Origin of the sequence: Leptolyngbya sp. O-77, assembly GCF_001548395.1 — a bacterium.
Classification (GTDB): domain Bacteria; phylum Cyanobacteriota; class Cyanobacteriia; order Elainellales; family Elainellaceae; genus Thermoleptolyngbya.
Window position 1 is genome coordinate 597,343 of record NZ_AP017367.1, and the last position, 26,724, is coordinate 624,066.

Below are 26,724 nucleotides of genomic sequence, written 5' to 3' on the forward strand. Positions count from 1 at the left end.
CGTTTGCCTTACTTCTATTCTAGGGCCGCTAGGATGGGCGCATAGAACTCCGGTTTCAGGAATGTTGGCTAACTTTGCTGTAGTGGATTCTGAGTAGACGATTTTTTCGCTGGCACATTTGCCCCTACTGCCAAGTCAGCACGACGGGGCGATCGCAACAAGTTTCAGCCCTCTTCTTAAGTCTGCCGTCATCATGCCGGTCTTTGCTGCTGCTAACTTACCTTACTGGGTGCTGCTGGGAATTGGAGTGGCGCTGTTTCTGGTGGTCATTTTTTCTGGCGGCGGCGATGATGCAGATTTAGACGCTGATCTGGATTTGGATGCCGATCTGGATATGGATCTGGATGCAGAGTTGGACGCAGACTTCGAGGTTTCTGCGCCGCTCGATCTAGATACCGATGTAGATTCTGGCAGCGAATTCAGTCCGCTAGACGTGCTGCGGTGGTTTGGGTTGGGTCGTGCGCCGCTAATGCTGTTGCTGGCGACAGACTTCAGCCTTTGGGGGCTGCTGGGCTGGATGGGCAATGTGTTTCTGGGGGGAACCCTGGAAACGCTGCTGGGGAGTCTGGCAAATGGCTCTGTGCTGCTGGGGTCGTTTGGGCTGGCGCTGGTGCTAGGTGGGCAAATTGCGCGGCCGCTGGGGCGAATGTTTGCCTCGTTTGGAGAAGATGCCAGTGGCGATCGCCTCGTGGGTTGTCTGGGGATTGTCAGCACGGGGCACATTCCCAGCGTGGCAGAAGGGCGCATTGGCCAGGTAGACGTGCTGGATGCAGCCCGCAATCGGGTGACGGTGAACGCTATGCTGCCAGACTGGGCCAGCGTGTTGCCCCAGCGGGGAGACGCGGTGCTGGTAATTGAGCGATCGGGAGCGGGCTATCTGGTCATTGTGAAAGACAGCCCTGACCAAGAGCGCTGGCTAAACGGTTCTCATGCTCTCAAAGATTCTCGTTGAGCTACTTTAGTTTATCTCAGGGATATTCCAATGCTGTTCTGGCTAACGTTCATTCAGTCTTTGCCTACGGTTCCGGTTTATGAACTGGACGAGTTTCAGGCGCGTGATGCTGAGTATTCCGAAATTGTGGCGATCGCCCCGCTCGACACTGCGCCTGCTCCCTCTACGCTGGCCCAGCTTCCCGTAAGCGGACTGCTCGTATTCCCAGCGCTAATCGGCAGTCTGGTTCTATTGCTCCTGGTAGCAGTTTTTGCGTACACCCGTGTTTACAAAATTACGCCCAACAACGAGGCATTTGTGCGAACGGGCGGGGTCTTTTTTAAGCGCAAAACCGTGATTTTGAATGGGGGCTGTGTTGTTCTTCCCGGCTTTCATGAACTGACTCGCGTCCCCTTGCGCGAAATTTCCATCGACGTGGAGCGGGCCGGTAAACTTGCCGTTCGCACCAAAGATTACCTGCGGGCTGATATGCGGGCTACTTTCTATGTCTGCATCACGGCCTCTGAGGAGGATGTGCTAACGGCTGCTGCACGGCTATCGCAGGGCAACAAGATTACGCCGGAAGACATCAAAAACGCGCTGGAAAAGCGGGCAGATGACGCGATTCGGGCCGCTGCAAAAACAAAGAGTCTGGCGGAAATCGACTCCGACAAGCTGGGCTTTGCCCAAGAGGTGCTGAACCTGATGCAGCCTGACCTGGCGAAAGTTGGGCTGACGCTGAACAACATTGCCGTGTCGGAAATTCAGGAAAGCGACACCTACGACACCAACAACTTCTTTGACGCGCAGGGTGTGCGGCTGCGGACGGAGACGATTCAAAAATCCATTCAGCAAAAGCGGGAAGTGGAACTGGCTACGCAGGTCGCCATCGAGCAAAAAGAACTGGATGCTGAGAAGCGATCGCTCCAAATTTTGCAAGAAAAAGAAACCGCTCGGCTGGAGCAGCAGTTGCAGGTAGAAAGCCTGAAGGCACAGCGGGAGCGAGAAATTGAAGAATCCAAAGTGAAGGAACTGGCTGCCACGCAGCGGGCTAAGATTCTCCAGGAAAAAACGGTGGAAGAGGAGCAAATCCGCAAGCAATTGAGCGTGCAGCAGAGCCAAATTCAGGCGGACATTGCTCTAGAGGAACAGCAGAAAAAGCTGAAAGTAGCTCAGGCGTTGCAGCAGCAGGAGGCAGACCTGGCAGAAATCACCCGCCAAAAAACGGTGGAATCGCAGCGGCTAGAGGCACAGGTGCAGGTGGCAGAGTCCGAGCGGCTGGCGCGAATTGCCCAGGAGGATGCGGCGATCGCCATTGCCACCAAGCGCAAGGAAAGCCTGGAGGCCGACGCAGAGCGGGCCCGCGCCGAAGCGGGCGTAACTACCGCGACCGAATTGGAAATCGCCGAACGGCAGCGCCAGCTTGCGGTGATCGCCGCCGAACGCGCCGCCCAGGAAAAGCGCATTTCAGAACAAAACGTGGTGGAAATCGACGTGTTCCGCCGTCGTCGTCAGGCAGAAATCGCCCGTCAGGCGGCAGAGCTAGAGGCCGAGTCCATCCGCACCCTGGCCGCCGCCCAGCGCGACAAGCTGCTGGCCGAAGCCGAGGGTTTACAAGCAGAGCTTACTGCCCGCAACCTGATCAGCACCCCCAACCTGACGGCGCAAACGCTGATCACGCTCTGGCCAGAACTCTCCGAAAAACTGCCGGAAATCGTCAAAGCGCTGGCTCCGCAGCCAGGTGTACTGGGCGATGCCCGCATCTACGCCTTCCCTGGCGCAGGCAGCAACGGCAACGGCAAAAGCCCCGACGTGAGCCAACTCTTGCTGTCTACCAGCGGGCTGTCGCTGATTAACACGCTGCTAGACGAAGGCAAGCTGAGTCAACTCATCGGGGCGATCGCCCAACTCCTGCGCGACCCCAACAGCCCGACCCAGCCCGCCGATTCCGCAGCCCCGCCTGTGTCGGTAGAGTTGGAATAGTTCCAGGACTGATGCACTGCGTCGGTTTTCTGGGTTGTGGACAATTTCTCACGGGCTGCGTCCGCGAGAAATCGTCCCACTGCGTTAGTCCTAAGTCCGTAGCTGCTACGGCGCTCCTAACGGATTCGTGAATTCGCAACTGGTTCGTATCCCAAGGCGTTTAGAATCTCTGCGAATTTCTCGTTTAGAACCGCAATCGTTTCCGGTTGCAGCTTGCGCGTGTGATCTCCGGGAAGCACCTGTCGCTTGTGGCGATAAACGTCTTCATCTTCCACCTGGAAATCGGTTTTGTGAGCCTCAAAAAGCTCCTGATAGAGTGTGGAGAAAGTGGGACTGGGCGATCGCTCTTTCCGCTGAACCAGCGGCAGCTTTTCTAGCAGCGATAGCAGTCCTTTGGGCTGAATTTCAGTTGGGATATTTGGCTCTGGTGCAATAAAAACTGACAGGAACTTTGCCAGCCATTCCTGATAGTTGAGTACCATATCCTCATACTTCAAAAAGAGGACATTCTCTCGTCCCAGCAGGTTGGCAATCACGTAGTTATAGCGATCGATCACAACGGGCGATCGCTCGATTACAAACGCATCAATACCCCGCTCAATCCATTCCTGTCGGGCGGCTTCATCCGGATTGAAAATCGCCGGATTGACCGGATGACTAAAGGCATTGGAAAAGAACGAAGAAACCAGCACGTCTCGCGGATCTCGTAGATGCAGAACTACCGAGAAATCTTCTATTCCTTCGGGAATAGAAGGCATCGCTTCGAGCGAGCGAATCGGGCCGAAGCAAGCTCGCTTTTCTGCCTGACTCAGATATTTTTGGATGAACCCATTCCAGGACAATTCCTTCACTTCTTGATAGCCCGCCGCCTTGTTGTTAATGGTGAAATACTCCATTTCCAACTCCCGCGCAATCTGCCGCGTCAGCCGATGCAAAAACATCGAAGCTGCTTTGTGGACGGTGTAGATCAAAATGGGACGGTCTGCCGAAGAAGTCATAGCAAATCTAGAGGGGTTAGCGGGATGCCCTAAGATAAACTCTAGCGCTTTGCGTCCCCCATACTTGGTTTTTGCCTGCTGTCTGCGATCGCCCTCCATGAAAATTGCCATCCAAAATCCCTTTTTCGACAAGCCTTACATTGCCGAAGTCGAAATGTCTCGGCGGCTGGTGCTGGCCGCAGAAAACATTGGCTGGCAGGCGGTCGAAGTGCAAACCGGCGGCGAAATTCGCGCCGCCCAGCCCGATTGCGTCATCGTACTGCACCACTGGACTCCAAAAGTGGCTCCGGTGCCCACCTACCTCTGCATGTGGAGTCCGCCCGAATTTTTTGAAGGCACCGATCGCCTGATTGCCAACACCCTGTCCTACGATGGCTACCTGATCGGCTCCCGCATCGTCGATCGCTGGCTGCACCACCTGCTCTGTCACACCCCCAAGCGCTACTTCAAAACGCCCTTCTACACCAGCGCCCCCAAAACGGCCTATCGCCCACCCGACCTGAGCCAGCCGCGCTTGGTCTATCTGGGGTCAAACTGGGACGGGCCCCGCTTCCAGCAACTCTTTGAAGGGCTAGACCAGCAGCCCTACATGGACGTATACGGCAACCCCGACGGCTGGAAGTATCTAAACCAAGCTCATCGCGGCGCACTGCCCTACGACGGCAGCAGCGTGTTTGAGGCGATTCACAGCGCTGGCGTGGGGCTGTGTCTGCACCGCGAAGAACACCGCCAAGCCGAAATGCCCTCCATGCGGATCTTTGAAATCGCCGCAGCGGGAGCCGTCGCCATTTGCAGCGAACACGCCTTCATTCGCGAAGCCTTTGGCGACACAGTGCTGTATATCGATGCCGATGCAGACCCCGCAGAACAGGTCGAGCAAATTTCGCAGCATATGGGCTGGATTGCCCAGCACCCGCAGCAGGCTGAAGCCATGGCCGCCGCCGCTCACGAAATTTTTATCCAGCACTACACGCTAGAAAAGCATTTGCTCGATCTGTTGCCACACCACGAAGCGCTGTTGTCAGAAAAGGGCTTTGTGCCTGCGTCTATCAGTGCCCAACCGCCTGCCCCGGTGCAGGTGATTGTGCGCGTAGGCGGTCGCCCCCTGTCTTATATTCGCCGCGCCCTAGACAGCCTCGCCGCCCAGACCTATCCAAATATCGGCGTGATTTTGGTGGAATATCAGCCTGTACCGGGGCTGGATGAGGCGTTTTTGGGGCAATATGGCGATCGCCTCCAGTTTCGCCGCCTCGCCAGCCCCGCCCCCCTGCCGCAGCACCCACCCCTCTGGACAGGGCTCCGCGCCGTCGATGCGCCCTACTTTGCCATTCTGGACGACGACGACGCGATCCATCCCAACCATTTGCAAACTCTGGTAAAGATCCTCGAACAGCAGCCCAACATTGGGGTTGCCTACTCTGGCACGCTCAAGGTTCTAGAATCCGGCAGCCCTGAAACATTGCACCACATTGACACCATCACGCTGCCCTACTTCCAACCCTTTCGACTGCAAGATTTGCTAGAGCTAAGAAACTTCATGCCGCCCAATTCCTACGTCGTTCGCCGTCAGTTGCTTCAAGACATTCTCGACCGCGACCCGCTGCTGGATCTGGGCGAAGACTTTTGCCTGGTGCTAATGCTCTGCCAGCGGGCCGAATTTTGCTTTAGCTACGAGGCCACCGCCGAAGTCTACTGGCGCAGCGACACCCAAGACAACGCCAGCTACAGCGGCAAACCTGCCTGGCGCGATGCGATGCGCCGCCTCCGTCTGATGTTTTGGAAGCAGGAGTTTGCGCCCGGACAAACCCTCCCCAGCCTGCAAGAGTTGCGCGATCGCGAACGGCAAGCCAGCCGGCCCGAAGCGATCCAGCGCCTTGAGGCAGAACTCGGCCGCGCCCGTGGCCGTATCGCCGCAATGGAAACCAGCAAATTCTGGCAATTGCGCGATCGCTGGTTTCGGCTGAAGCGGCGGCTGGGGCTGCCAGTAGAAGAGTGATGAATCGTCAGTCTCGCCCAGTCTCGCCAATTAAGCCTGTCATTAAGCCTGTTCCATCGTTCCACCCACCAAACACTGCTGCTTGCTTAGCCGCTTTTCTACATAAGCAGGCGTGTCGAGAGTGGTGCGATCGCCCAGCCTGCCCTGTAGCCCATAGGCAATCAGTCCCAGGGATTCGCGGGTCATCAGCGAGAGACGGCGCTTGCGAGAGAGGGTGTCGCGCAGAGGGCTGGGGTGGGTGATAACGGAAAAACCCACGCTTTCGTAGGTCATTTGCGATCGCCACAAGTGCGGCCAATCCGTGACCAACAAGATCCGTCGAACACCCTGAGGAAACAGAACAGCGCGAGAAAACCAGGCATTTTCCTCAGTCGTGCGAGAACATTCTTCGCCACCCAGCGCCTCAACGGGAATGCCAGCCTCCCGCAGCGATTCTACAATCAGGGGCGCATCACTCGCGCCGCTGGCAAAAACCTTGGGCGATCGCCCCGCATTCCACAATTCAGCCACCGTAGCCACCCGCGACGGATTCAGCCGCCGCCCGCGCCCCAGCACCACAATGGCATCCACCGATTCCCCTGTATCTGGAGCGGCAAACACCGCCATACCCCGCTCCAGGGCAGAGACCCCGGTCGGAGAAACCACCACCAGCCCAAAGCAGACCAGGAACAGGATGATATTTCGGGCAACGCGGCGGGTAGACTGGGGCATCAGCCGCAGCCCGATCGCCAGGGTCGCGGCGAGCATCAGGGCCATTGGGATAGCGAGTTGCCGCATCCCGTTTTCAACATCGTGCCAGGTTAAAGAATCGAGTCCGGGCATGGTAGTTGCAATCCTTTACACTTGCTTACCAGGATGGATCGGATTTTTCGGAACTGGATCGATGTTTTGATTAAGCGCCTGTGAAAATTCCGTAATCTTTCAGAAAACCGGATTCACATCATCAGGGTCGGCACTGAAAATTGCCAACTCCAGCTTCACCATACCAATACTCTGAACCAATACTCTGAGAATCTATGACCTTTCCGGGCACACTCTACAATTGAGTGGGAGAAATAAACGGCTCCGTTCCTCATAACGCTTAGCGACTTTGCCTGCTGCCCATGCTTGAGACTCTAAAAACCTCGCTCTATCACCTCCAGCACGCGGCTGATAGGCTGGTGTCGGGACAACTGACCCACCTCTCGCCTGCTAGCGTGGGCATTATTTTTGTTGCCGGTCTGTTGACCAGTCTCACACCCTGTATGCTGTCTATGCTGCCCATCACCATCGGCTATATCGGCGGCTACGAAGCCAAGAGCCGCTGGCAGGCCGCGGCCCAATCGACCTGGTTTGCGCTGGGGCTGGCAACCACGCTGGCGGCGCTGGGAATTTTGGCGGCGATCGCCGGTCGTATCTACGGCCAGGTCGGCATTGGGCTGCCGATTATTGTCAGCCTGATCGCTATCCTCATGGGGCTGAACCTGCTGGAAGCACTGCCGCTACGTCTGCCGTCGTTCACAGGCATGGAGTGGATTTCCAAAGACTGGCCCGAAGGCGTGCGCTCCTACCTGCTGGGGCTGACCTTTGGGCTGGTCGCCTCGCCGTGCAGCACACCCGTTTTGGCAACGCTGCTGGCGTGGGTGTCTACGACCCGCGACCCGCTGCTGGGCAGTGTGCTGCTGCTGGCCTACACGCTGGGCTACGTTGCGCCGCTGATTCTGGCGGGCACCTTCACCGCCTCGATTAAAAAAATTTTGGAACTGCGCCGTTGGTCGGGCTGGATTACGCCTGCGAGTGGGGTGCTGCTGATTAGTTTCGGCGTGTTCACCCTGCTATCTCGCGTCGTCGGCTCAGGTGCAATCTAGCGCCTTGAATTTAGCGCCTTGAATTTAGCGCACTAATGAAATCGCTGGAAGCCTGACAGACTCTTGAAACTGGCAATAAGCTGGCACTCTAAAATCGCCAATCTAAAATCCAAAATCGATATAGCTCCTCACTCCTATGCGCGATTTTCTTAAAAATGTATTGGCAACGCTGACCGGGTTGGCGCTATTTGGTGTGCTGAGCGCGGGCGGGATGGTGATGCTGCTGGTGGCGATCGCCCTCTCCAGTCGCGACGCAGGCCCCAGAGTCGAAGATAAGTCTGTGCTGACGCTGAATCTGGATCGGGGCATTAGCGATGCGCCCGTCACGGTGAACCCTGGCCAGGTCTTTCAAGAGGCGCTCTCTGGTAGTGCCACCCGGCCGCCCGTTTCGCTGCGAACCACGATAGAGGCGATCGAAGCGGCGGCAGCAGACAAAAAAATTGTGGGGCTGTTGCTGGAGGGAAATCTGCCCGCAACCACCGGCTACGCCACGCTGCGCGAGGTGCGACAGGCGATCGACACCTTCCGCGACAGCGGCAAGCCTATCTACGCCTATGACGTGAACTGGAGCGAACGGGACTATTACCTGGCTTCGGCAGCAACCAACCTGTCGATGAACCCGGCGGGCGTTCTGGAGATGAACGGCTTGCGCTCGGAGATGGCGTTTTTTGCAGGGGCGCTGGAGCGGTTTGGCGTGGGCGTGCAGGTGCTTCAGGTGGGGCGCTACAAGTCGGCGGTAGAACCCTTTACCCGCCAGAACAACAGCCCCGAAGCGCGTCAGCAAACCGAAGCGCTGCTGCGAGATCTGTGGACTGAAGTGATTACAACCGCCAGCCAGCACCGCGACCTGTCGCCGCAGCAAATTCAGGCGATCGCCGACAGTGGCGGTCTGCTCATGGCTACCGAGGCAAAGACCACAGGACTGATCGATCGGGTCGCCTATCCCGATGAGGTACTCGCTGACCTAAAAAAGCTGACCGATCGCAAGGAAGACGACAAGACCTTTCGCAGTGTTGGTTTGGGCACCTATGCTGAGGCGGTGGCGGCGGAGAAAAAGCGGGGCGATCGCATTGCGCTGGTCTATCTCAACGGCGACATCGTGGGCGGCACGGGCAGCACGGGGCAGATCGGGAGCGATCGCTTTGTAAAGCTGCTGCGAGATCTGCGGCTAGATAAGGATATCAAAGCCGTGGTGTTGCGGATCAACAGTCCCGGCGGCGGTGCAGTCGCCTCTGACCTGATTGCCCGCGAGGTCACACTAATGCGAAAGGAAAAGCCCGTGATCGCCTCGATGGGCAATATTGCGGCTTCCGGCGGCTACTACATTGCCGCCCAGGGAAGCAAGGTCTTTGCCTCGCCCAACACCGTCACAGGCTCCATCGGCGTGTTTGGACTCGTGCCCAATTTTCAAACCCTTGCAAACCGCAACGGAGTCACCTGGGAGATCGTCAAAACAGGACGCTATGCCGACATCGAAACCACCTCCCGCCCCCGCACCGAAGCAGAAATGGCGCTGCTGCAACGGATGGCCGAGCAAGCCTACAGCACGTTTCTAGACACGGTGGCGGCGGCGCGTCCCCTCTCGCGGGAACAGGTTAACCAGGTGGGGCAGGGGCGCATCTGGTCGGGGGTGGCGGCCAAAAGGGTCGGATTGGTGGACGAACTGGGCGGACTGCAAGCTGCACTCAAAGCAGCCGCAGCCGAGGCAAAGCTCGAAAACTGGTCAGTCGAGGAATATCCCAAGCGCCTCAGCTTCGGCGAACAGTTTTTGTCTGATTTGCAGAGCCGTCTGCCGGAAGATTCTCGGAGCCGCACCCTGCTGGGCGATCGCCTCGATGCGTTGCAATCTGACCTGGAAATCTTTAAACTACTGGACGACCCCGCCAACCTCTACATGCGCCTGCTCTATAATCTGAGGGTTGAATAGTGTCGGACACTCTGCCGATATCCAGCATCCCAGGGCCCCCGCTGCGTGTTACCGTCGTTGCGCTGTTTGTGGATGGAGACGAGGTGCTGATGCTGCATCAGGTAGCGCCACCAGAACCCGACTGCTGGGACTTGCCGGGGGGTGGGCTAGAGCCGATGGAACCGATCCTGACGGGGCTACGCCGCGAGGTGTGGGAAGAGACGGGGATTCAAGACTTCCAGTGCGATCGCCTGTTGACTGTGTTCGAGCAGTTTTTCCCCAACGCCGACGCGCCCATCTCGCACACCATTCACCTGATTCACCAATGCACGCTGCCCGCACGTCCCGCAATGCTCCAAGGCGACCCGACCGAGGTGGGTCCAAAGGGCATTCAGTGGCGGGCGATCGCCAGTCTGCGCCAGGAGGACTGCTCTGCTCGGGCCTGGGCAGCCCTACGGGCGATCGGCCAGGTTGCCTGATGAGTTTGGCGCGTAACAGTTTGCAAGCTTAGCAAATACTTTGCAGAATGTTTTCGCACTAAACCTTTACACGGTTGAACTATTAAGCAAATATTAACTTAGCCTTCTAGTGGGAATGCCCTCTCCAGCAAGTCTCCCTACTTTTAAGAGAGGTTCAGGAAAGCTAACTGCGCCAGTCCTGACCCTATTACAGCATTTTTGAAGCTAGTGAGGCACACGGATGTTCAATAAGCCCTTGCCTCGTGAGGGCAGCATGTGCCTCACCCCGCAAGAAAATGCTGTAGATGCGTTTCTGCTACAAGCCACTTCACACCAGGCCATTTCTATGACACTTTCTGCTGATCCGATTGCTCCGAATCCGGTTGCTGCCGACACAGTGCTTCAGCAGCTTCAATGGCGCTATGCCACCAAAAAATTTGACCCGAACAAAATTATTCCCGAACCCACCTGGCAGGTTTTAGAGCAGAGCCTCGTGCTTGCTCCGTCTTCCTTTGGACTCCAGCCGTGGAAATTTTTGGTCGTTCGCAATCCAGACCTACGCCGCCAAATCGTAGATCTGTCCTGGGGACAAACGCAGGTGGTGGATGCGTCGCATCTGGTCGTGTTTGCCGCCAAGGTCAAGACCGACGCAGCCGATGTCGATCGCTACATTGCTCGCATGGCGGAAGTGCAGCAAACCAGCGTTGAGAATTTGCAGGGCTTTGCCAACATGGTCAAAGGCTTTATAGACAAGCCGCCCTATCCGCTAGATCTGCACGAGTGGGCTAAGCGTCAAACCTACATTGCCCTCGGTCAGTTTATGACAGCGGCGGCCCTGCTGGGCGTGGACACCTGCCCAATGGAAGGCTTTGCGCCTGCCAAGGTAGATGAACTGCTAGGGCTGGCAGGCGGCGAGTATGCGTCGGTGGTGATGTGTCCGGCGGGCTATCGCGCCGAGGATGACAAGTCGGCCACCCGCCCCAAGGTTCGCTATCCTCTAGAGGAAGTCATCCGCTACATCGACTAAGCAAGCTAGGATACCCATGACAGCGACCCATCCAGGAACCGTGAGCCACATCCTAGAGCGGGCGCTGGCCGGGGCAGACCTGAGCGAGGCGGAGGGCGTGGTGCTGCTGCGGCAAACCGACCCAGGGGCGATCGCCGCTCTCCGCCAGGCCGCCGACGAACTGCGGCAGCGCCAGGTGGGCGATGTTGTCACCTATGTAATCAACCGCAACATCAACTACACCAACATTTGCGAGCAGCATTGCAGCTTTTGCGCCTTCCGCCGCGATGCCGACGAAGCCGGAGCCTACTGGCTCAATGAGGGCGCAATTTTGGAAAAAGCTGCCGAAGCCGTGCAGCAGGGCGCGACGGAAATCTGTATGCAGGGCGGGCTGAACCCAGACGCGCAGATTGAGGGGCGATCGCTCCCCTATTACGTCCGACTGGTGCAGTTGATCAAGAGCGAGTTCCCGCATCTGCACCTGCACGCTTTTTCGCCGCAGGAAGTACAGTTTATCGCTCGCCAGGACGGGCTGAGCTATGCTGAGGTGATTGCTGCACTCCAGGAGGCGGGCGTTGGCTCCATGCCGGGAACGGCGGCCGAGGTGCTAGACGACGAGGTGCGAAAAATCCTCTGTCCTGAAAAAATCTCTTCCGCCGAGTGGCTGGAAATTGTCGCCACTGCCCACCGCCTGGGGATGCCCAGCACCAGCACCATGCTCTCTGGGCACATCGAAACGCCGGAACAGCAGATGCGGCATCTGGGCAAAGTGCGATCGCTCCAGCAAGCCTCTCTTTCTCAAGGCGCGACGGGCATTACCGAATTCATTCTGTTGCCGTTTGTGGGACAAGACGCGCCCAAACCCCTGCGCCGTCGGGTGGGACGCGACCAGCCCGTGCTGGCAGATGCGCTAAAACTGACGGCAGTGGCTCGCCTTTTTCTGGGAAACTGGATCGCCAACCATCAGCCGAGCTGGGTCAAGCTGGGGCTGGCCGGTGCAACGGAAGCGCTGACTTGGGGCTGCAACGACCTCGGCGGCACACTGATGGAAGAACACATCACTAGCATGGCCGGGGCCCAGGGCGGCACCTGCAAAACGGTGGAGGAATTACGGGCGGCAATTCACCAGTGCGATCGCCCTGCTCAGCAGCGAGATACGCTGTATCAGCCTGTTTTCCCAGAGCCATAGTCTCAAGTTCCAACTCATCTGATTCAACTGCCCCGCTCAAGAGCGCAGCAATCCTGTATTTAGCGATTCAGTATCATCGCAATAAATGATATTACTTTTTATACAATCAGCCTTAGCTTCTCGGCCTCCGATGGCACCCGCAGCAGCACTCCAGTGAACGTCGATATCTTCGCAAAAGACGTAGAAGACGGCGTTGAAGTCACACTCAAGGTCAACGATTCCAACAACATTGGCGATCTGTTGGCGGTCTACTTCAATTTTGGTGGCACGTTCAACCACAACACGCTGAAGGCCAGCAACGTTACTGGGCAAGACGTGACGAAGGTTGCTCTGAACACCAACAACATCGTCGGTGGCAATATTGGTCAACGGTTTGAAATGGCGGTTCAGTTTGGCACTGTGGGGGCCTCAGGCGGACTGCTGACCTCCACCACCTTCAAAATTGCCCAGGCGGGTCTGACGGTGCAAGAATTTCTGAACCAGACCTTTGCAGTTCGTCTTCAGGCGGTCGGCCCTGGCCCTAGCGGCGGCGGCGGTAGCGCGAAGCAGTATGGTACAGCCCCGACGGCATTTGACCCTGAGAATCCGCCCGAAGTGGTTCCTCCTACGGGTACTGCGGTTCCTGAGCCGATGACGATTCTGGGTAGCCTGGCAGCACTGGGTGCAGGCTATTCGGTAAAGCGCAAGCAAGCCAAGCGAACCGAAGTGTAAGCATACGCTTTGAAAAGTCCCAGAAAAGTCCCGGAAAAGTTCTGACAACTGGGCGTACCTGAACATCGGGTGCGCCTTTTTGGTGCTTTTTTTGGCGCTTTTTTTAGTGCTTTTTTGGCGCTTTTTGGGCGCTCTTTTACAGTCTGGAAACTTGGCAATCGCAAAGGCTAAGCTGGAGGCACAGGGCCGATTAGAGCAGAACTGTTGCGGCTGAACCGCTATCGCCACAATCTGGCAGCTATAGTCTTCCCAGGGATGAGGAGGAATCGAGATGTTGACTCAGGCATCTTCACAGCAGGCATCTTCACAGCAGGCATCTTCACAGCAGGCATCTCTGCACGCCCTTTTGCCAAGCCCGGCCGCGCCGCTGTCAACCTTGCAAATTGTAGACTGCGGCGAGTTTGACGAGGTGACTATGAACCTGTTTCTGGCACCGGGGCCCAATCCATACCAGGACACCGAGGAATTTTTGTTTGATTGCGAGATGCGGGCAGACGAGATGCCGCGCTTTGTGCGGCGATCGCTCCTGGAGTTTCAGGTGCGCTCGAACAGCGACGGTATTTTGCTGATTCGCGGGCTGCCGATCGATCCAGGGCTATACCGCATTCCCACGCCGCCCAATGCAGAGCGATCGCCCCAAAAAACCACCTTTGTCAGCGAGCGCTGTCTGGCAATGATCGGCAGCCGCCTGGGGCATCTGGTGTCTTATATCCAGGAAAAAAACGGCGATCTATTTCAAAACCTGGCTCCCGTCAAGGGAACGGAGCATGTGCAGGTGTCTACGGGTTCCCAAACGCGGCTCCAGTTTCACCGGGAAACCGTGTTTCATCCCTACCCGCCGGAGTTTTTGCTGCTGTTTTGCCTGCGGCCCGACCATGACCACATGGCCGAAACCACCTATGCCAGCGTCGCCCACGCCCTGCCGCTGCTGTCGGAGGCGCATCAAGACCTCCTGTTCCAGCCGCTCTATCGCACCGGGATTGACTATTCCTTTGGAAACCGCGATCGCACGCAGCAGAGCGACCGCATTTTGCCTGTCCTTTATGGTCGCCGCAATGACCCATTTTTGAACTATGACGAAGACCTGATGACCGCCACCACGCCAGAGGCAGAAGCAGCGCTGGCGGCCTTGCGAGAGGCGATCGCCCAGGTCTATCGCGGCATCAAGCTCGACACGGGCGACCTGCTCTGCATCGACAATCGCCGCACGGTTCACGGCCGCTCGTCCTTTGTGCCCCGCTACGACGGGCGCGATCGCTGGCTGCAACGGTCTTTCGTCGTGCGCGATTTGGGACTTTCCGCCGTCGATCGGCTCCCCGGCGAACGCATCATCCGCACCACATTCGAGTAGTTTCTGTCTGCTTTCCAACCCGCGAGCTGGATTTTAGATTGGCGATTTTGGATTTTGGATTGGCGGTTTTGGCACGGATATTCTGATTTTGCCTAATCCCCAACCCCCCTCGCGTTAGCGTTGCGGAGCAATAACCCCTAACCCCTACTATTCCGTTCCCAAAATACGCCGTCGGCATAGCCCTGGATGCGGCGATCGCCCTCTGCTAGCGCCAGCCGCTTTTCTGCCAAGCAGGCGTAGGTTTCGTCTAGCTCGATGCCGACAAACTGCCGATCCAGCTTTTTGGCGACGACTGAAGTCGTGCCGGAACCCAAAAACGGATCAAACACGATGGCTCCGGGCGGAGAACTGGCGAGAATAATTTTTGCCAGCAGCTTTTCGGGCTTTTGGGTCGGGTGGTCGGTGTTTTCGGGCATCGACCAGAAGGGAACGGTCAAATCTGTCCACAGGTTGGAGGCGGCCGTCAGGCGGAAGTTGCCATCGGGCTGGCGCTGCCAGTCTTTGGGGCTGCCGTTTTGGGTGTAGGGTGCGAGGACTCGCCGCTTCAGCCGCACGGCTTCGGCGTTGAAGTAATAGTCGGGCGACACGGTGCAAAACCAGATGTCTTCTGAGCAGTTTTTCCAGTTGGCGCGGGCGGCGCGGCCCTTCTCGCGCTCCCAGGTGATGCGATTGCGGATGATGAGGTGCTGAGAAGCGACGTCGTAGAGGGCGGGGGATGATTGCCAATCGCCACAGAGATAGACCGAGGCGGTCGGCTTGAGCGTGGGCAGCAGCAGCACCAGCCACGACTGCACCCAGGCGGCATAGTCCGAGAGCGATCGCCGCCGGACGGTTTGCCCGTTGAACTGCTTGCTCAGGTTATAGGGCGGGTCGAGTACCAGCAGATCGACGAATTCGCGAGGCAACCACATCGCCGCCTCAAATACATCCTGGCAGATCGTCCGGTTCAGCAGTTCATCCACCCCAGCGGGGCGATCTAGATGCAGCAGGCGGGTGCGAAAGTGCGATCGCTCGGCATCCGTCAGCCGCAGCGTGCGATTTTGGGGGGCAGGATTGCGAATCATTCCCTTCTTATAGCGAAATTCCCCCAAAGCGGGTCAGTGGGGCAGGTCGGAATGTTTTCTCGAAATGCCTTCGCAGATATCAAAAAGCCGCCCCCTGCAATGCGAAGGAGCGGCTGAGTAGAGAGCGATGCCCGATTGGTTGAGTTCCAAAAGGGGCGATCGCCTTTGATTTCCAGTTAAAAACTAGTAAAAACTAAACAGAAACAGCCTTCTTAGCCACTTGGGTCAGTTCACCCTTGGCATACTTGGCGGCATATTCTTCCAGCGAAACCTGCTTGATCTTGCTGGCGTTGCCCGCTGCCCAGAACTGCTGATAGCGGTCGGCGCAGACTTTCTGCATATACTTGATTGACGGCTTCAGGAAGTGGCGGGGGTCAAACTCCTTGGGATTGGCAGCCAGCGCTTCGCGCACCGCAGCAGTGATCGCCAGACGGTTGTCGGTGTCGATGTTCACCTTACGCACGCCGCTCTTGATACCCTTCTGGATTTCTTCCACGGGCACGCCGTAGGTTTCGGGGATTGCGCCGCCATACTGGTTAATCAGGGCGATCAGATCTTCAGGCACCGAGGAAGAACCGTGCATCACCAGGTGGGTGTTGGGCAGGCGGCTGTGGATTTCTTCAATGCGGCTGATGGCGAGGATTTCGCCCGTCGGCTTGCGGGTAAACTTGTAGGCTCCGTGGCTGGTGCCGATGGCAACGGCCAGCGCGTCTACCTGAGTCCGCTCCACAAAGTCTACGGCTTCGTCAGGATCGGTCAGCAGCATCGAGTGATCCAACTCGCCTTCAAAGCCATGTCCGTCTTCGGCTTCGCCTTTGCCCGTTTCCAGAGAGCCGAGGCAGCCCAGCTCACCTTCCACCGAAACACCGATGGCATGGGCCACTTTCACCACTTCGCTGGTGACGGAAACGTTGTAGTCGTAGCTGGCGGGCGTTTTGGCATCAGCCTCCAGCGAACCGTCCATCATCACGCTGGTAAAGCCGTTCTTGATGGCGGAATAGCAGGTCGCAGGCTCGTTGCCGTGATCCTGGTGCATCACGATGGGGATGTGGGGGTAGGTTTCCACCGCCGCCAAGATCAGGTGACGCAGGAAGTTTTCGCCTGCATATTTGCGAGCGCCACGAGAAGCTTGCAGAATCACCGGGCTATCGGTCTCGTGAGCAGCCTGCATGATGGCCTGGATCTGCTCCATGTTGTTGACGTTGAACGCAGGGATACCGTAGCCATTTTCGGCCGCGTGATCCAGCAGCAGTCGCATAGGCACGAGCGCCATAGAAGTTCCTCCTAGTCGGTGTGTTCAGCTAATTTCGGCGTTGAACAAGAAAAGCTTACGATAATCTTAAGACACTTTCATCACCGGACGCGAGATCGTCCGGCAAGTCGGCTGCGAAACGTCCGATTGCAACCCGTCTCAATATTCTTAAGTATAAATGCTTATTCTATCTTTTGTATAGAGAGACATGGGCTACGGATTAGTCTGGCTGCGGATTAATCTGGCTGCCGATTTACCGCGTTTACAAGGAGCGTGAAACCGATGACGATCGCCCCTGAATTGCGATCGCTCAGTGTGCAGGACTATCGCCGCATGGTGGAAGCGGGCATCCTGGCTGCCGACGAGCGGGTGGAACTGATTGAAGGACAGCTTTATACAATGGCAGCCAAGGGAACGGCCCACAGCGCAGCGGTGACTCGAATTGATCGCGTATTGTCACAACGGCTGGCGGGTCGAGCGCTGCTGCGGTTCCAAGACCCGGTGCAGTTGAGCGATTTTTCTCAGCCAGAGCCAGATGTGGCGGTGGTTCACCCCGACCCGCTGGACTATGAAGATCACCACCCCACACCGCAGGAAATCTTCTGGCTGATTGAAGTGGCAGACAGCACGCTGCGCCGCGATCGCGACCTGAAGGTTCCGGTATATGGGCGATCGGGCATTCAGGAATATTGGATTCTGGACGTGCAGGAGCGTCGCCTGTACGTATTTCGAGACCCTGGTGAGGCGGGCTATGGTGCAGAACAAATTCTGTCGGAACAGGAGGCGATCGCCCCGCTGTCTTTCCCCGACTGCGTGATTCAGGTCAGCGAACTCCTGCGATCGCCCTCTACACCAGCTTGACAGCGGCAGACGCGCAGCAAGAGCCTTGAAAAAAATGGGTCGCCTGGGATTCGAACCCAGGACCAATCGGTTAAAAGCCGAGTGCTCTACCGCTGAGCTAGCGACCCATCCAGTGCTAACGGCACTGATCAATCAATATATCACCTCAGTCATTAGAAATGGAGGTTCTTCCCAAAAATATGGCCCGCTTTTTGGCGCAGGTTAGCACGAGGGCGATCGCCCCTTTGTACGTCCTGCGAGTTCGCGACTACCTTATAGCAAAGCCACGCCATATAGCAAAGCCACGCCATAGCAAAGCCACGCCACCCCAGGCTAGGCTTTGCTTTACGACAACTGCACCGTGATTCGGAAACTCGTCCGCACTGTGCCGCCCGGAGCTAGCTCGATCAGGTGATCGCCCGTGTTCAGCGCATTGCGCGGCCCCGTCCAGGGTTCCAGACAGTAAAAGTCCTTGCCCTTTAGCGTCCAAAACACCAGCATCGTGTAAGGATCGTCAAAATCTAGCCGTAGCTTCAGGTTCTCTCGAAAATCTTCCACCGTGGCAGATTGAAACGCCAGCTTGCGAAACAGCACGTCGATTTCATCCTGGCTAAAATCGAACCCATCCATATAGGCGTGGGTTTCCTGCGTGCGCTGGTCTACATATTGCGTCGCAGGAATGTCAAAATCCAGCCGCGCCTTGTCCGACACCGCAAAATAGGGATGTAGCCCCAGCGAAAAGGGCATGATGGTATTTCCCGAATTGGTGACCTGCTGCTGCAACACCAGGCGATTGCCCTCCAGGATGTAGGTAAAATCCAGCGAAAACTCGAAGGGATACAGGGCACGGGTGTAGTCGCTGCTGCTGAGGTTGAGCGTGATGCTGGCTCGATCCAGCGCTTCGGTGTGGGTGACTTGCCAAGGCAGATCGCGGGCAAAGCCGTGCTGCTTTAGCAAGTAGGTCTGGCCGTTGCAGGTGTAAGCATTGTTGGGCAGGTTGCCGCAGATGGGAAACAAGATGGGAATGCCGCCGCGCACGCTGAGGCTGGGGTCTGCAAAGCGGGCTTCGTCGAGATAGAGAATGTCGCGCCCCTGCACGCTCCAGCGAGTGATGATGCCGCCGCGCTCCGGCACAATCTCCAGGCGAGCATCGGTGGCCGAGTCGGTCAGCGTGTAGGTGAGATATTGGGCTTGGTGCTGGGAAACCTCAAACACGGCTTTGGGGAATTAACGACACCTTTATAATGAACTGCTCTGGCGAAGACTCCAGAATTTATTAGAATTTTCTGGGTTTTTCAGATTTGGCAAGTCCTGATTTTTTCTGTTGTTTATCCAATTTTCCCCGATTGCTATGTCTGACCATGCTGGCGCTTGCCACTCTGCTGCTGCGGTGCAGTCTTTTTTGGAGTCTTTGCACCAGTCTTGTCGCGAACTGCGCGGGGGCAAAGTGGCTGACTACATTCCCGAACTGGCGAAAGTAGATCCGCATTTATTTGGCATTTGCCTGGTGACGGCGGATGGGCAGGTGTTTGAGGTGGGCGATGCAGCGCATCTGTTTACGATTCAGTCGATTTCTAAAGTGTTTGTGCAGGGGTTGGCGCTGGAAGACCACGGGCGCGACTATGTGCTGGCGCGGGTGGGGGTAGAGCCGACGGGTGATGCGTTCAATTCGATCGTGCTAGATGAGGCCTCGAAGCGTCCCTACAACCCGATGGTGAATGCGGGGGCGATCGCCACCACCAGCCTCATTGCTGGCGACGGCCCGACGGAACGGCTCAATCGCCTGCTGGATATGTTTCGCCGCTACGTGGGTCACGACATTGTGGTGGATGTGGCAACCTATGTGTCGGAGCGGGCCACGGGCGATCGCAATCGGGCGATGGCTTACCTCATGCGCCATTTCAAAATGGTGGACTGGAACATTGAAGAAGCGCTGGATCTGTACTTCCAGCAGTGTTCGGTGATGGTGTCCTGCCGCGATCTGGCGGTGATGGCGGCGACGCTGGCCAACCAGGGCGTGAACCCGATGACGGGCGATCGCGCGGTTGAGGCGGGCTATGTGCGCGATATGCTCAGCGTCATGTATACCTGCGGTATGTACAATTTTGCGGGCGAGTGGGCCTACCGCGTGGGGCTGCCCGCCAAGAGCGGCGTGTGCGGCGGCATTATCGCTGTCGTGCCCGACCAGCTTGGCATCGCCGTCTTTTCGCCACCGCTAGACGAACGGGGCAACAGCGTGCGCGGCGTGCGCGTATGCGAAGCCATTTCTCAAGAATTTGGGCTGCACCTGTTTGACTCGTCTCGCGGCTGTCATCACTTTTTGGAGCAGCTAGGAGGAAAAGAGCGTCTTATCCCACTAGCCGAAGAGAATTCATAATTCACGTCCCTGTTAAGCCGTGAAGCTCATATTTCCCGCTGAATCCCGTCTGTTTGAATTTTTCTTCCTTCTTGAGGCGGATCTTGCGGTTTTGCGAAATCTCCCACCTCTGGCTGACGGTTTCTGAGGTCTGCTGCTTTTAGACTGCTACGAGTCTGCAAGTCTTCGCAACATTTCGCAATAAGCGGCGTTGTCGATTGACTGCTCAGCAAGGCGTTTAGTCGCAAAGAGGTAACCATGAACATGAAGCAAACGAGCACTCGCAATCAGTGGATCAAGCTGCTGGGTTTGGGCGTTGTAACGGCGACTGTAGCCTACACTTACCCCAGCATGGCCTCGATGATGGCCTCGATGAATGAAGTCATGCCCTCTGCCGCCACGACCGATGCTGTCTCTGAAACCGTGGCTGGCGAGACGACGATGGGCGAAACGGTCATTGATGCGACGGTCACGGGTGCAGAAGCGCCTGCTGATATACCGATGGCGGATGTTGCTCCAGGAACCGACAGGGCAACTGCGATGGCAGCGGGCACGTTGACCCAGATTGTGTCCGAAGGGGAATCTTTTAGCACGTTAGAAGCTGCCCTCAAAGCAGCAGGTCTGGACAGTGCGCTAAACGAAGCTGGCCCGTTTACGGTGTTTGCTCCGACGAATGAAGCCTTTGCGGCGCTGCCCGAAGAAACCCTGCAAGCACTGCTACAGCCCGAAAACCAGCGTGTGTTGCAGCAAATTCTGGCGTATCATGTGGTTTCCGGTAGCGTCACCTCGGATGCGATTCAGCCCGGTGAAGTGGCAACGGTCGAGGGCAACTCAGTGGCGATCGCCCAGGATGGCGAAACCGTCACTGTCTCCGGCGCTCGCGTCATCCAGGCCGACATCGTAGCCAGCAACGGCGTGATCCACGTAATCGATCAGGTGCTGATTCCCCCCGGACTCGACCTGTAATAGTGGGATAAAGGCGTTCTGTTCTCTATTTCTACTCTCTCTAAGGGGGGTCATTGCATCGCCTCTGCGCTGAGCAGCGACCCCGCTCCACACCAAAGCATGGCACCAGTGCCCAGCGTCCTGGCAGATCAGTCAGGCGGTTGGGCACTTTCTTGTGTCCTAGGCACTTTTCTATCTTTGGTGCAGCGAGCCTTTGTAAGACTGGAGAATTCTGAGAAATAGTGTTGATCGTGACTGCGGTTAGCGGGGTCGTATCGCACTATAGATTCACTATAGATTGCAGTTGCACCTGCGGGCTGGTGGTCGCGTCGAGGGACATTGCCAGAACGCTGCTCTTTCGTCAGTTCACGTTGATTCATGCTGAACCGTCAGATCTACAATCAAGTCATCCCTCAAGTCATCCGCCAAAGCATTCTCTGTCACGCTCAACCGAGTTCATAAACCCAAATCCAAAACCCAAAATCCAAAATCTAAAATTCCAAAACCCCAAATGGGGATTCATCGCAGGAGCAAGCAGCGTGAATGCAGCAGAACAGGCAAAGGGGCTGGAGCTAGCCGCCAAGATTGCCGCCGCTGTTAATTTATTCAAGTCTTACTTTCCCGACGCGCAGGCAGACCTGAAGCCCTGGGCCAATGACCCCAGCACCCGCGAACTGGTAGACCCCGACTCTATCGACATTGGCTTTCACTTGCCGGGTTGGAGTCCTCGGTTTCAGGCCCGCAGTATTTTGGTGCAGATCCGCTTGTTTGAGGATGAAGCAGCGGCAGAATCGGGCGAGGGGGCGATCGCCCAGACCCAGCGTGTGATTGGTCTTGAAGCCGTCGGGCTGACGCATCAGGGTGAGCAGTGGCGCTTGTCCACAGTCGGCGAGTGGCGGGTTTTGGGAACGCAGCAGCCAGCCGAAGAAATCCAAATGCGGCTGCGGTCGTTTTGCACGCAGGTTTACGAGCTGTTTAACGGCAGCGCCAGCTAGGGGGTTAAAGTGTGCTGCTGGTTGGCCCTGGGAGGGCGATCGCGCTCCGACTCGATAGAATAAATCTGATTCTCTAGATAGCTGTTTCAGCAGAGCATGGCCGCGATGGTTGCAGTTCCCGTTGCTCAATATGTCTCCCCAGAAGCCTATCTGGCAGCAGAAGCCACCCGCCCCATCAAACACGAGTATCGCGAGGGCTATGTCTACGCGATGGCAGGGGGCACTGATGCTCATAACCAGATTGCGGGTAATGTCTACACCCTTCTGAGAACCCACCTCAGGGGAGGCTCCTGCCGCACCTACTTTGCAGATGTAAAGGTTCGCGTTGAGGAGGTGAACTGCTACTACTATCCGGATGTGATGGTGACTTGCGATGAGCGCGATCGCACGACGAATACTTTCAAGCGCTATCCTTGCCTGATTGTCGAAGTCCTGTCCGAAGCGACAGAAGCTTTTGACCGGGGCGACAAATTTGCAGACTATCGCCAGATCGAGAGCTTGCAAGAATATGTCCTGATTTCTCAAACCCGGCTTCAGGTAGACGTGTTTCGTCGCAACGAGGAGGGGCTATGGGTGCTGCATCCCTACAGTGAGGGCGATCGCGTGTCGCTGGCTAGCGTGGGCTGGGAAGGGGCGATCGCCGAATTTTATGAAGCCGTTGACCTCCCAAGCCCCAAAGAACGCCCACCCGTGGCGGATCAACACCGCTAGGGAAACGCCCTAGTCTAACGATTCATTACAGAAAAGCGGTTTCAGGGCTGTGAACCGTATGGGCCCCTTGAAGGATGGAAATAGGATTGGATGTAAAACATCGAGTTCCGATTTCCTTTCTCCGGGTTCTTGCTAAAGTTCTTTTCTAAGGCTGGGCACAAATTTAATGTCGCTACAGTCATGGGATGTGGAATCGGTGCTCGAATCTACCCCACGGAATTCGTTATGAAATCAGCGTTGTTTCTGTCTGTCCTTGTTCCTGCTGTAATGCTGGGCGGCGTTGCCCTCCCCCAGGCGCAGGCGCAGACCCTTCCAGAAGCCCATCAAGTTTCGCAGGTTTCCCTAACGGCGATCGCCGAAAGCTTTATCACACGCCTTGGAGAGCAGCAGTTCGAGTCGGCCGTTGCAGACTACGAAGCAAGTCTTCAAGATGTAAACGATATCAGCGCCCGCTCAATCCAGACCTATTGGAATGATATTGTGGCTGAGAGTGGGCCATTTCGGCGAATTATTCGCTCTACGGTTCTTTCTGACGGCAGGCCCAATGGCGAGTCTGTAGTCAGCGTCTTGTGCGAATTTGGGCGCACCAATCGCGAACTATTTGTAGTGTTGTCTGGTACTGATGTCGTTAGTTTTAGCCCGGTGGAATAGGCCGTTTGCGAAGATTGGGATTAGCCGGAACGTCCAGCTAACCCAGCCTCAAGCCACACCAGCCTATTCTACTCAACCTGCTCCTCGGCTTCGCTTGATTGGCAGGTTGTCTCTGGGAACACTAGCAGATGTCAGGTGCAGACCGACTGCAAATGGTTGGATGCCCCGAACGGTCAATCCACAAGCTTGGAAAGCTTCTGATGCCTATGCTTTGGGCAACAGTTGGCGATCGCGCTGGGAAATTCGTTCTCAGCTTCGAGCTGCTGCCGTGCCCAGTGCGGCTATGGCACTCAATTTTGCAGTCCTACTTCATTTCACATCTCAGCTATGAAACGTTTGCGTCATCGTCTCGTAGCCCTTAGCGCGATCGCGCTGGGTGCGCTGTCCATGTCCGCTCCGACCGCTGCCACCACCTTTGGGCAGCAAGAGGTAGATCAGGGGCGATTCATTGCCGTGTCGTCTTCTGGCGTTACTACCCGTCGGCTTCTAATCCTAGAACAAGTGTCTGATGCCCGCCCCTGCTGGAGCGAATCTGGAGCAAATCCGACCATCGTCACGCCACTGCTGCTCCAGTTTGATTTCACAGGTATCTGCAACCGCGCTACTGACCGCAACGGCTACTCAATCCGGGTTAATGGGCAAGATCTAGGTCTGGACTACAGTATTCGGATTTTGCCGCAAAACGGCGACCTGGTGATGCTCGGTGTGCCGAACGATCGCTCTCGCCCCCAGTTGCTGATTGGTCGCGCCAATGGGCAAACCAACGACTTTGCCAAGATCACGCTGCAACCGGGCTGGCGGTTTACCAAGCGCACCTTTGGCGATCGCACGCTGGGCCACGTCTACCTCACCTATGAAGGGGTCTTCCCGCCGGGAGATGTCGCCACACAGCCCACGCCGACCCCTACGCCCACCCCGACTCCGACTCCCACGCCCGCCCCAGTCACGTTTACCGACATTTCCAGAGACATCTACGCCACAGAAATCCGCAATGCGGTCGCCGTTGGATTTATCTCTGGCTTCCCCGACAATACCTTCCGCCCGCTCGATACGCTGACTCGCGAGCAGTTGGTGTCGATGGTGCTGGATGCGCTGACCAAAGCGCCCAACGTCAACCTGCGGATTCCCACCGCTGCCAGTGGTGACCCCTATCGGGATGTCAATGCCTCCCGCTGGAGCGCCGCCAAGATTCAGTTTGCCCGCGACAACAATATCGTGCGTGGCTACGAAGACGGCACCTTCCGACCAGCGCAGCCTGTGACCCGTGCTGAACTGGTGTCGGTGCTGAAGCGAGCTGCTGAGTTTGCCCTGACGGCTCGCGGCTCATCGCCAACCCTACGGCCCAACCTGCCCACCAAGACTTTTGCCGACACTACCAACCACTGGGCCGCGGCAACCATCACCGAGCTATCGGGCTTCTGTGGCATTGCCTCTCCGCTCAACGAGCAGGGCAACAACTTTGCGCCCAATGCGGCCTCCCAGCGCAACTACGCGGCTGCGGCCACGCTGCGGATGCTCGACTGTTTGCAACTGCCCCAGTAACTGCTCCGGTAACTGTCCTAGTCATCCTAGTCAATAGATCTCTTGGGTGAATCGTTGGGCGGCGGTGCTGCCCAACGATTCGTGCTTTCAGAAAAGCACTCATGCAAGAGGTCTAATGAAGCGGTCTAGTCATAGCAGTCGATCGGATGGTTAGGTCAAGGCGGTGAGGACAACTGCAAGGGTTGAATGTCTTGCCTGAGATGGCTTAATGTCTTTCAATCCTGCCCCCTAATATCAATTCTCGATTTTAGATTTGCGATTTTGGATTGCCAGCTAAGCGTCTGCCGGGCTTCCAGCGATCTCATTCGTAGCTCTGCTAAGGAGAATTGATATAACTCCTGTTCCCTAACTTCTGGCTCAGGGGGTGTTTTTGTTTGGCATCAATCGGTTTGCGGGGCTTGAGCCACATTGGGCGATTCCTGTAGCTCTCGCACTTCGCGGTGTAAAAAGTAGTTGAGGAAGGTACGAATGCCTGTGATGGCAGCGAGTTTAGCGATTTCGTTCCAGCGGGGAGATACGGCCGTCCCCACGATATCTGCCGCCAGCAAAAACTCCAGCGCCAGCGCCAGCGAAAGCCCCAAATCCAGCCGAATCGACGGCTGGGCAATGTAGCCCCGATAGCGAAAAGAGCGGACGTATTTGCGGATGGTTTGGACAAGGGCGATCGCCACGATCAAAATCGCAATGAACTCCAGAATAATCTTTAGCAGCATCGCCATCTCCTGGAGCAAAAACTCCGCCCGGTGGATGAACGAACTGTTAGCAGCAAGCGGATCGGCTGCCAAGAGATGCACCAGCATGGTTAGGTTTTTTATTGGGCTAATCAGACTTTCTATAGAGTTCAGCACAAACTTATGCCAGATGACTTACCAATTTTTCTCATGAGTGCTGGACTAGTGATTTTATATCTCGTGATCTCAGCCCTGACCGAAATGGGAACAAAGCTGCCCTGGAAAAAGTAGCCCAGCCATGCCAGAGCTTCAAGTCTGAAATTTTAGAGTCTGAAATTCTGCTGTATGTAACTGCGAACCAGGGTTTGAGTTTGATATCTGTGCCAATAGGAGGCTCATTTCTTGAGCGTCCTAGTGTGAAAGCGTGATGCTGTAAAATAAGCTCCAGCCAAAAAAAGATTTACATATTTGTTAAGACTGTCGAAAGATTGCTGTAAGAATCTTAAGATTCCAGATGATCCGGCTTAAATCAGGAAGAAGTAGAAGACAGCAGTAGCCGAGAGAAGTAGCCAGCAAGCTACCCAACGCATTCACCAAATCCTTGAGGCATAACCAAAGAGGCACAGCATCATGGCGCTTAGCGACACACTCAGCGATCCAACAACCACTCAGAACCTTGTCGCAGATTGCGTCAAGCTGATTGATGAACAGGTTGCTGCAAAAGGGGGGATTTCGGGACTGGCGCTGAAAGCCGCTTACGGAGTTGTGAAAGGCGTGGAGCCGAGCTATATTTCGGGCGCGATTCAGCGGCTGTTGCCAGAAGCGCTGGCAGCACTAGATCCCATGTGGAACGAGGGGATTCAGTCGGGCGACCCAGTGCAGCACCTAATCCAAAACCGCGATCGCACGGCAGACACGCTGCTCAGCGTCACCGACCACAAGATTGAAAAAGCCAAAAACAGCGTAGTGCGGGCTTCCTACGGCAAGCTGCGAACCTCGGTCAAGGGCGACGTAGAAGCGGCCGTGCCTGGACTGGCGCAAATTTTGGGAACGCACGTCCAGAGTTAGCCCTACCCTGGGATTGAGGCAATTTAGCGACATACTAAACGTCATACTAACGTCATACTAAGGCTGCCGACGCTGACTACAATTTCCTGGCGGCGATTTCATCCAAAATTTCCATCACGCCAAGGAGAACTCAGCGCGTTTTGCCTGGGTTCTTTTTGCAATTCTTTTGGCAATTCGTTTCGTGGCTAGCGGAGTCTTCACCGAGTGTATCCCACTTTTATAGCCCTCACCCTCAATCCCTCTCCCAAAGCAG

Annotated in this window: 24 protein-coding genes and 1 tRNA gene; 18 read left to right on the top strand and 7 right to left on the bottom strand. The window is 56.4% G+C overall.

The features are described from left to right. The first annotated feature begins 193 nt into the window (after nucleotides 1–193). Together O77CONTIG1_RS02580 and O77CONTIG1_RS02585 are read left to right on the top strand one after the other, a co-directional pair. Entirely contained in the window at nucleotides 194–952 is a 759-nt protein-coding gene (locus O77CONTIG1_RS02580; RefSeq protein ID WP_068507814.1) for an OB-fold-containig protein, read from the top strand. A 30-nt stretch (nucleotides 953–982) separates the two neighbouring features. Continuing rightward, the gene (locus O77CONTIG1_RS02585; RefSeq protein ID WP_068507816.1) at nucleotides 983–2,914 is read left to right on the top strand and encodes a flotillin family protein; all 1,932 of its coding nucleotides are present in this window, start codon (nucleotides 983–985) and stop codon (nucleotides 2,912–2,914) included. A 116-nt stretch (nucleotides 2,915–3,030) separates the two neighbouring features. Here O77CONTIG1_RS02585 and O77CONTIG1_RS02590 read toward each other — a convergent pair whose 3' ends face one another. Further along, entirely contained in the window at nucleotides 3,031–4,023 is a 993-nt protein-coding gene (locus tag O77CONTIG1_RS02590; RefSeq protein ID WP_156434867.1) for a sulfotransferase domain-containing protein, read from the bottom strand. Here O77CONTIG1_RS02590 and O77CONTIG1_RS02595 point away from each other — a divergent pair. Continuing rightward, entirely contained in the window at nucleotides 4,010–5,908 is a 1,899-nt protein-coding gene (locus O77CONTIG1_RS02595) for a glycosyltransferase (RefSeq protein ID WP_068507819.1), read from the top strand. The genes O77CONTIG1_RS02590 and O77CONTIG1_RS02595 overlap by 14 nt on opposite strands. 42 nt (nucleotides 5,909–5,950) lie before the next feature. On the opposite strand, the gene O77CONTIG1_RS02600 is transcribed toward O77CONTIG1_RS02595, so the two are convergent. Continuing rightward, entirely contained in the window at nucleotides 5,951–6,730 is a 780-nt protein-coding gene (locus tag O77CONTIG1_RS02600; protein ID WP_068507821.1) for a YdcF family protein, read from the bottom strand. 281 nt (nucleotides 6,731–7,011) lie between these two features. Here O77CONTIG1_RS02600 and O77CONTIG1_RS02605 point away from each other — a divergent pair, with 281 nt between their 5' ends. From O77CONTIG1_RS02605 to O77CONTIG1_RS02635, 7 genes are all read left to right on the top strand, one after another. Further along, complete coding sequence (locus tag O77CONTIG1_RS02605; protein WP_068507823.1) at nucleotides 7,012–7,755, top strand: cytochrome c biogenesis protein CcdA; 744 nt, start codon at nucleotides 7,012–7,014, stop codon at nucleotides 7,753–7,755. 136 nt (nucleotides 7,756–7,891) lie between these two features. Beyond that, nucleotides 7,892–9,682: a signal peptide peptidase SppA gene (sppA, locus tag O77CONTIG1_RS02610; protein ID WP_068507825.1), complete on the top strand. Its 1,791-nt coding sequence runs from the start codon at nucleotides 7,892–7,894 to the stop codon at nucleotides 9,680–9,682. Beyond that, nucleotides 9,682–10,140 carry an NUDIX domain-containing protein gene (locus O77CONTIG1_RS02615; protein WP_068507827.1) on the top strand — a complete coding sequence of 153 codons (459 nt, stop codon included), beginning with the start codon at nucleotides 9,682–9,684 and terminating at the stop codon, nucleotides 10,138–10,140. The genes sppA and O77CONTIG1_RS02615 overlap by 1 nt, the downstream gene beginning before the upstream one ends. A gap of 325 nt (nucleotides 10,141–10,465) precedes the next feature. After that, entirely contained in the window at nucleotides 10,466–11,146 is a 681-nt protein-coding gene (locus O77CONTIG1_RS02620; RefSeq protein ID WP_068515910.1) for an NAD(P)H-dependent oxidoreductase, read from the top strand. 16 nt (nucleotides 11,147–11,162) lie between these two features. Beyond that, complete coding sequence (gene cofH, locus O77CONTIG1_RS02625; RefSeq protein WP_068507830.1) at nucleotides 11,163–12,314, top strand: 7,8-didemethyl-8-hydroxy-5-deazariboflavin synthase subunit CofH; 1,152 nt, start codon at nucleotides 11,163–11,165, stop codon at nucleotides 12,312–12,314. 153 nt (nucleotides 12,315–12,467) lie between these two features. Then, nucleotides 12,468–13,025: a PEP-CTERM sorting domain-containing protein gene (locus O77CONTIG1_RS02630; protein WP_068507832.1), complete on the top strand. Its 558-nt coding sequence runs from the start codon at nucleotides 12,468–12,470 to the stop codon at nucleotides 13,023–13,025. Between the two features lie 271 nt (nucleotides 13,026–13,296). Next, nucleotides 13,297–14,376 carry a TauD/TfdA family dioxygenase gene (locus O77CONTIG1_RS02635; RefSeq protein WP_084782073.1) on the top strand — a complete coding sequence of 360 codons (1,080 nt, stop codon included), beginning with the start codon at nucleotides 13,297–13,299 and terminating at the stop codon, nucleotides 14,374–14,376. A gap of 137 nt (nucleotides 14,377–14,513) precedes the next feature. Here O77CONTIG1_RS02635 and O77CONTIG1_RS02640 read toward each other — a convergent pair whose 3' ends face one another. Both O77CONTIG1_RS02640 and fba read right to left on the bottom strand, forming a co-directional pair. Continuing rightward, nucleotides 14,514–15,440, bottom strand: a complete 927-nt coding sequence (locus tag O77CONTIG1_RS02640) for a DNA-methyltransferase (protein ID WP_068507835.1) — start codon at nucleotides 15,438–15,440, stop codon at nucleotides 14,514–14,516. Between the two features lie 193 nt (nucleotides 15,441–15,633). After that, a complete protein-coding gene (gene fba, locus O77CONTIG1_RS02645; protein ID WP_068507837.1) occupies nucleotides 15,634–16,713 on the bottom strand; it encodes a class II fructose-bisphosphate aldolase in 1,080 nt (359 codons plus the stop codon). Nucleotides 16,714–16,974: 261 nt separating this feature from the next. Between fba and O77CONTIG1_RS02650 the strand changes: the two genes are divergently transcribed. After that, entirely contained in the window at nucleotides 16,975–17,553 is a 579-nt protein-coding gene (locus O77CONTIG1_RS02650) for a Uma2 family endonuclease (protein WP_068507838.1), read from the top strand. Nucleotides 17,554–17,588: 35 nt separating this feature from the next. Here the strand turns inward: O77CONTIG1_RS02650 and O77CONTIG1_RS02655 are convergent. Together O77CONTIG1_RS02655 and O77CONTIG1_RS02660 are read right to left on the bottom strand one after the other, a co-directional pair. Beyond that, a tRNA-Lys gene (locus O77CONTIG1_RS02655) sits at nucleotides 17,589–17,660 on the bottom strand. A gap of 217 nt (nucleotides 17,661–17,877) precedes the next feature. Continuing rightward, entirely contained in the window at nucleotides 17,878–18,747 is an 870-nt protein-coding gene (locus tag O77CONTIG1_RS02660; RefSeq protein ID WP_068507840.1) for an aldose epimerase, read from the bottom strand. A gap of 136 nt (nucleotides 18,748–18,883) precedes the next feature. Between O77CONTIG1_RS02660 and glsA the strand changes: the two genes are divergently transcribed. The 6 genes from glsA to O77CONTIG1_RS02690 all read left to right on the top strand — a co-directional run bounded on the left by glsA (nucleotide 18,884) and on the right by O77CONTIG1_RS02690 (nucleotide 24,732). Further along, on the top strand, nucleotides 18,884–19,909 hold the full coding sequence (gene glsA / locus O77CONTIG1_RS02665; protein WP_068507842.1) for a glutaminase A: 1,026 nt from the start codon (nucleotides 18,884–18,886) through the stop codon (nucleotides 19,907–19,909). A 243-nt stretch (nucleotides 19,910–20,152) separates the two neighbouring features. Beyond that, nucleotides 20,153–20,854, top strand: a complete 702-nt coding sequence (locus tag O77CONTIG1_RS02670) for a fasciclin domain-containing protein (protein ID WP_225894671.1) — start codon at nucleotides 20,153–20,155, stop codon at nucleotides 20,852–20,854. A 518-nt stretch (nucleotides 20,855–21,372) separates the two neighbouring features. Continuing rightward, nucleotides 21,373–21,828, top strand: a complete 456-nt coding sequence (locus tag O77CONTIG1_RS02675; protein ID WP_068507844.1) for a hypothetical protein — start codon at nucleotides 21,373–21,375, stop codon at nucleotides 21,826–21,828. Between the two features lie 96 nt (nucleotides 21,829–21,924). Beyond that, complete coding sequence (locus tag O77CONTIG1_RS02680; RefSeq protein WP_317134194.1) at nucleotides 21,925–22,539, top strand: Uma2 family endonuclease; 615 nt, start codon at nucleotides 21,925–21,927, stop codon at nucleotides 22,537–22,539. A gap of 225 nt (nucleotides 22,540–22,764) precedes the next feature. Next, nucleotides 22,765–23,190, top strand: coding sequence for a hypothetical protein (locus O77CONTIG1_RS02685; protein WP_156434869.1), 426 nt, complete (start codon nucleotides 22,765–22,767; stop codon nucleotides 23,188–23,190). A gap of 327 nt (nucleotides 23,191–23,517) precedes the next feature. Continuing rightward, the gene (locus O77CONTIG1_RS02690; RefSeq protein WP_068507849.1) at nucleotides 23,518–24,732 is read left to right on the top strand and encodes a DUF3747 domain-containing protein; all 1,215 of its coding nucleotides are present in this window, start codon (nucleotides 23,518–23,520) and stop codon (nucleotides 24,730–24,732) included. A 380-nt stretch (nucleotides 24,733–25,112) separates the two neighbouring features. Here O77CONTIG1_RS02690 and O77CONTIG1_RS02695 read toward each other — a convergent pair whose 3' ends face one another. Then, nucleotides 25,113–25,532 carry a DUF1622 domain-containing protein gene (locus O77CONTIG1_RS02695; RefSeq protein ID WP_197673301.1) on the bottom strand — a complete coding sequence of 140 codons (420 nt, stop codon included), beginning with the start codon at nucleotides 25,530–25,532 and terminating at the stop codon, nucleotides 25,113–25,115. A gap of 501 nt (nucleotides 25,533–26,033) precedes the next feature. Here O77CONTIG1_RS02695 and O77CONTIG1_RS02700 point away from each other — a divergent pair. After that, nucleotides 26,034–26,471: a DUF6918 family protein gene (locus O77CONTIG1_RS02700; RefSeq protein WP_068507851.1), complete on the top strand. Its 438-nt coding sequence runs from the start codon at nucleotides 26,034–26,036 to the stop codon at nucleotides 26,469–26,471. Nucleotides 26,472–26,724 lie beyond the last annotated feature (253 nt).

Excerpts from the sequence above, each read along its gene's own strand:
- O77CONTIG1_RS02580 (WP_068507814.1), top strand. The coding sequence starts at position 194 with ATGCCGGTCTTTGCTGCTGCTAACTTACCTTACTGGGTGCTGCTGGGA.
- O77CONTIG1_RS02585 (WP_068507816.1), top strand. The coding sequence starts at position 983 with ATGCTGTTCTGGCTAACGTTCATTCAGTCTTTGCCTACGGTTCCGGTT.
- O77CONTIG1_RS02595 (WP_068507819.1), top strand. The coding sequence starts at position 4,010 with ATGAAAATTGCCATCCAAAATCCCTTTTTCGACAAGCCTTACATTGCC.
- O77CONTIG1_RS02590 (WP_156434867.1), bottom strand. The coding sequence starts at position 4,023 with ATGGCAATTTTCATGGAGGGCGATCGCAGACAGCAGGCAAAAACCAAG.
- O77CONTIG1_RS02600 (WP_068507821.1), bottom strand. The coding sequence starts at position 6,730 with ATGCCCGGACTCGATTCTTTAACCTGGCACGATGTTGAAAACGGGATG.
- O77CONTIG1_RS02605 (WP_068507823.1), top strand. The coding sequence starts at position 7,012 with ATGCTTGAGACTCTAAAAACCTCGCTCTATCACCTCCAGCACGCGGCT.
- sppA (WP_068507825.1), top strand. The coding sequence starts at position 7,892 with ATGCGCGATTTTCTTAAAAATGTATTGGCAACGCTGACCGGGTTGGCG.
- O77CONTIG1_RS02620 (WP_068515910.1), top strand. The coding sequence starts at position 10,466 with ATGACACTTTCTGCTGATCCGATTGCTCCGAATCCGGTTGCTGCCGAC.
- cofH (WP_068507830.1), top strand. The coding sequence starts at position 11,163 with ATGACAGCGACCCATCCAGGAACCGTGAGCCACATCCTAGAGCGGGCG.
- O77CONTIG1_RS02635 (WP_084782073.1), top strand. The coding sequence starts at position 13,297 with ATGTTGACTCAGGCATCTTCACAGCAGGCATCTTCACAGCAGGCATCT.
- O77CONTIG1_RS02640 (WP_068507835.1), bottom strand. The coding sequence starts at position 15,440 with ATGATTCGCAATCCTGCCCCCCAAAATCGCACGCTGCGGCTGACGGAT.
- fba (WP_068507837.1), bottom strand. The coding sequence starts at position 16,713 with ATGGCGCTCGTGCCTATGCGACTGCTGCTGGATCACGCGGCCGAAAAT.
- O77CONTIG1_RS02650 (WP_068507838.1), top strand. The coding sequence starts at position 16,975 with ATGACGATCGCCCCTGAATTGCGATCGCTCAGTGTGCAGGACTATCGC.
- glsA (WP_068507842.1), top strand. The coding sequence starts at position 18,884 with ATGTCTGACCATGCTGGCGCTTGCCACTCTGCTGCTGCGGTGCAGTCT.
- O77CONTIG1_RS02670 (WP_225894671.1), top strand. The coding sequence starts at position 20,153 with ATGAAGCAAACGAGCACTCGCAATCAGTGGATCAAGCTGCTGGGTTTG.
- O77CONTIG1_RS02680 (WP_317134194.1), top strand. The coding sequence starts at position 21,925 with ATGGCCGCGATGGTTGCAGTTCCCGTTGCTCAATATGTCTCCCCAGAA.
- O77CONTIG1_RS02685 (WP_156434869.1), top strand. The coding sequence starts at position 22,765 with ATGAAATCAGCGTTGTTTCTGTCTGTCCTTGTTCCTGCTGTAATGCTG.
- O77CONTIG1_RS02690 (WP_068507849.1), top strand. The coding sequence starts at position 23,518 with ATGAAACGTTTGCGTCATCGTCTCGTAGCCCTTAGCGCGATCGCGCTG.
- O77CONTIG1_RS02695 (WP_197673301.1), bottom strand. The coding sequence starts at position 25,532 with ATGCTGGTGCATCTCTTGGCAGCCGATCCGCTTGCTGCTAACAGTTCG.
- O77CONTIG1_RS02700 (WP_068507851.1), top strand. The coding sequence starts at position 26,034 with ATGGCGCTTAGCGACACACTCAGCGATCCAACAACCACTCAGAACCTT.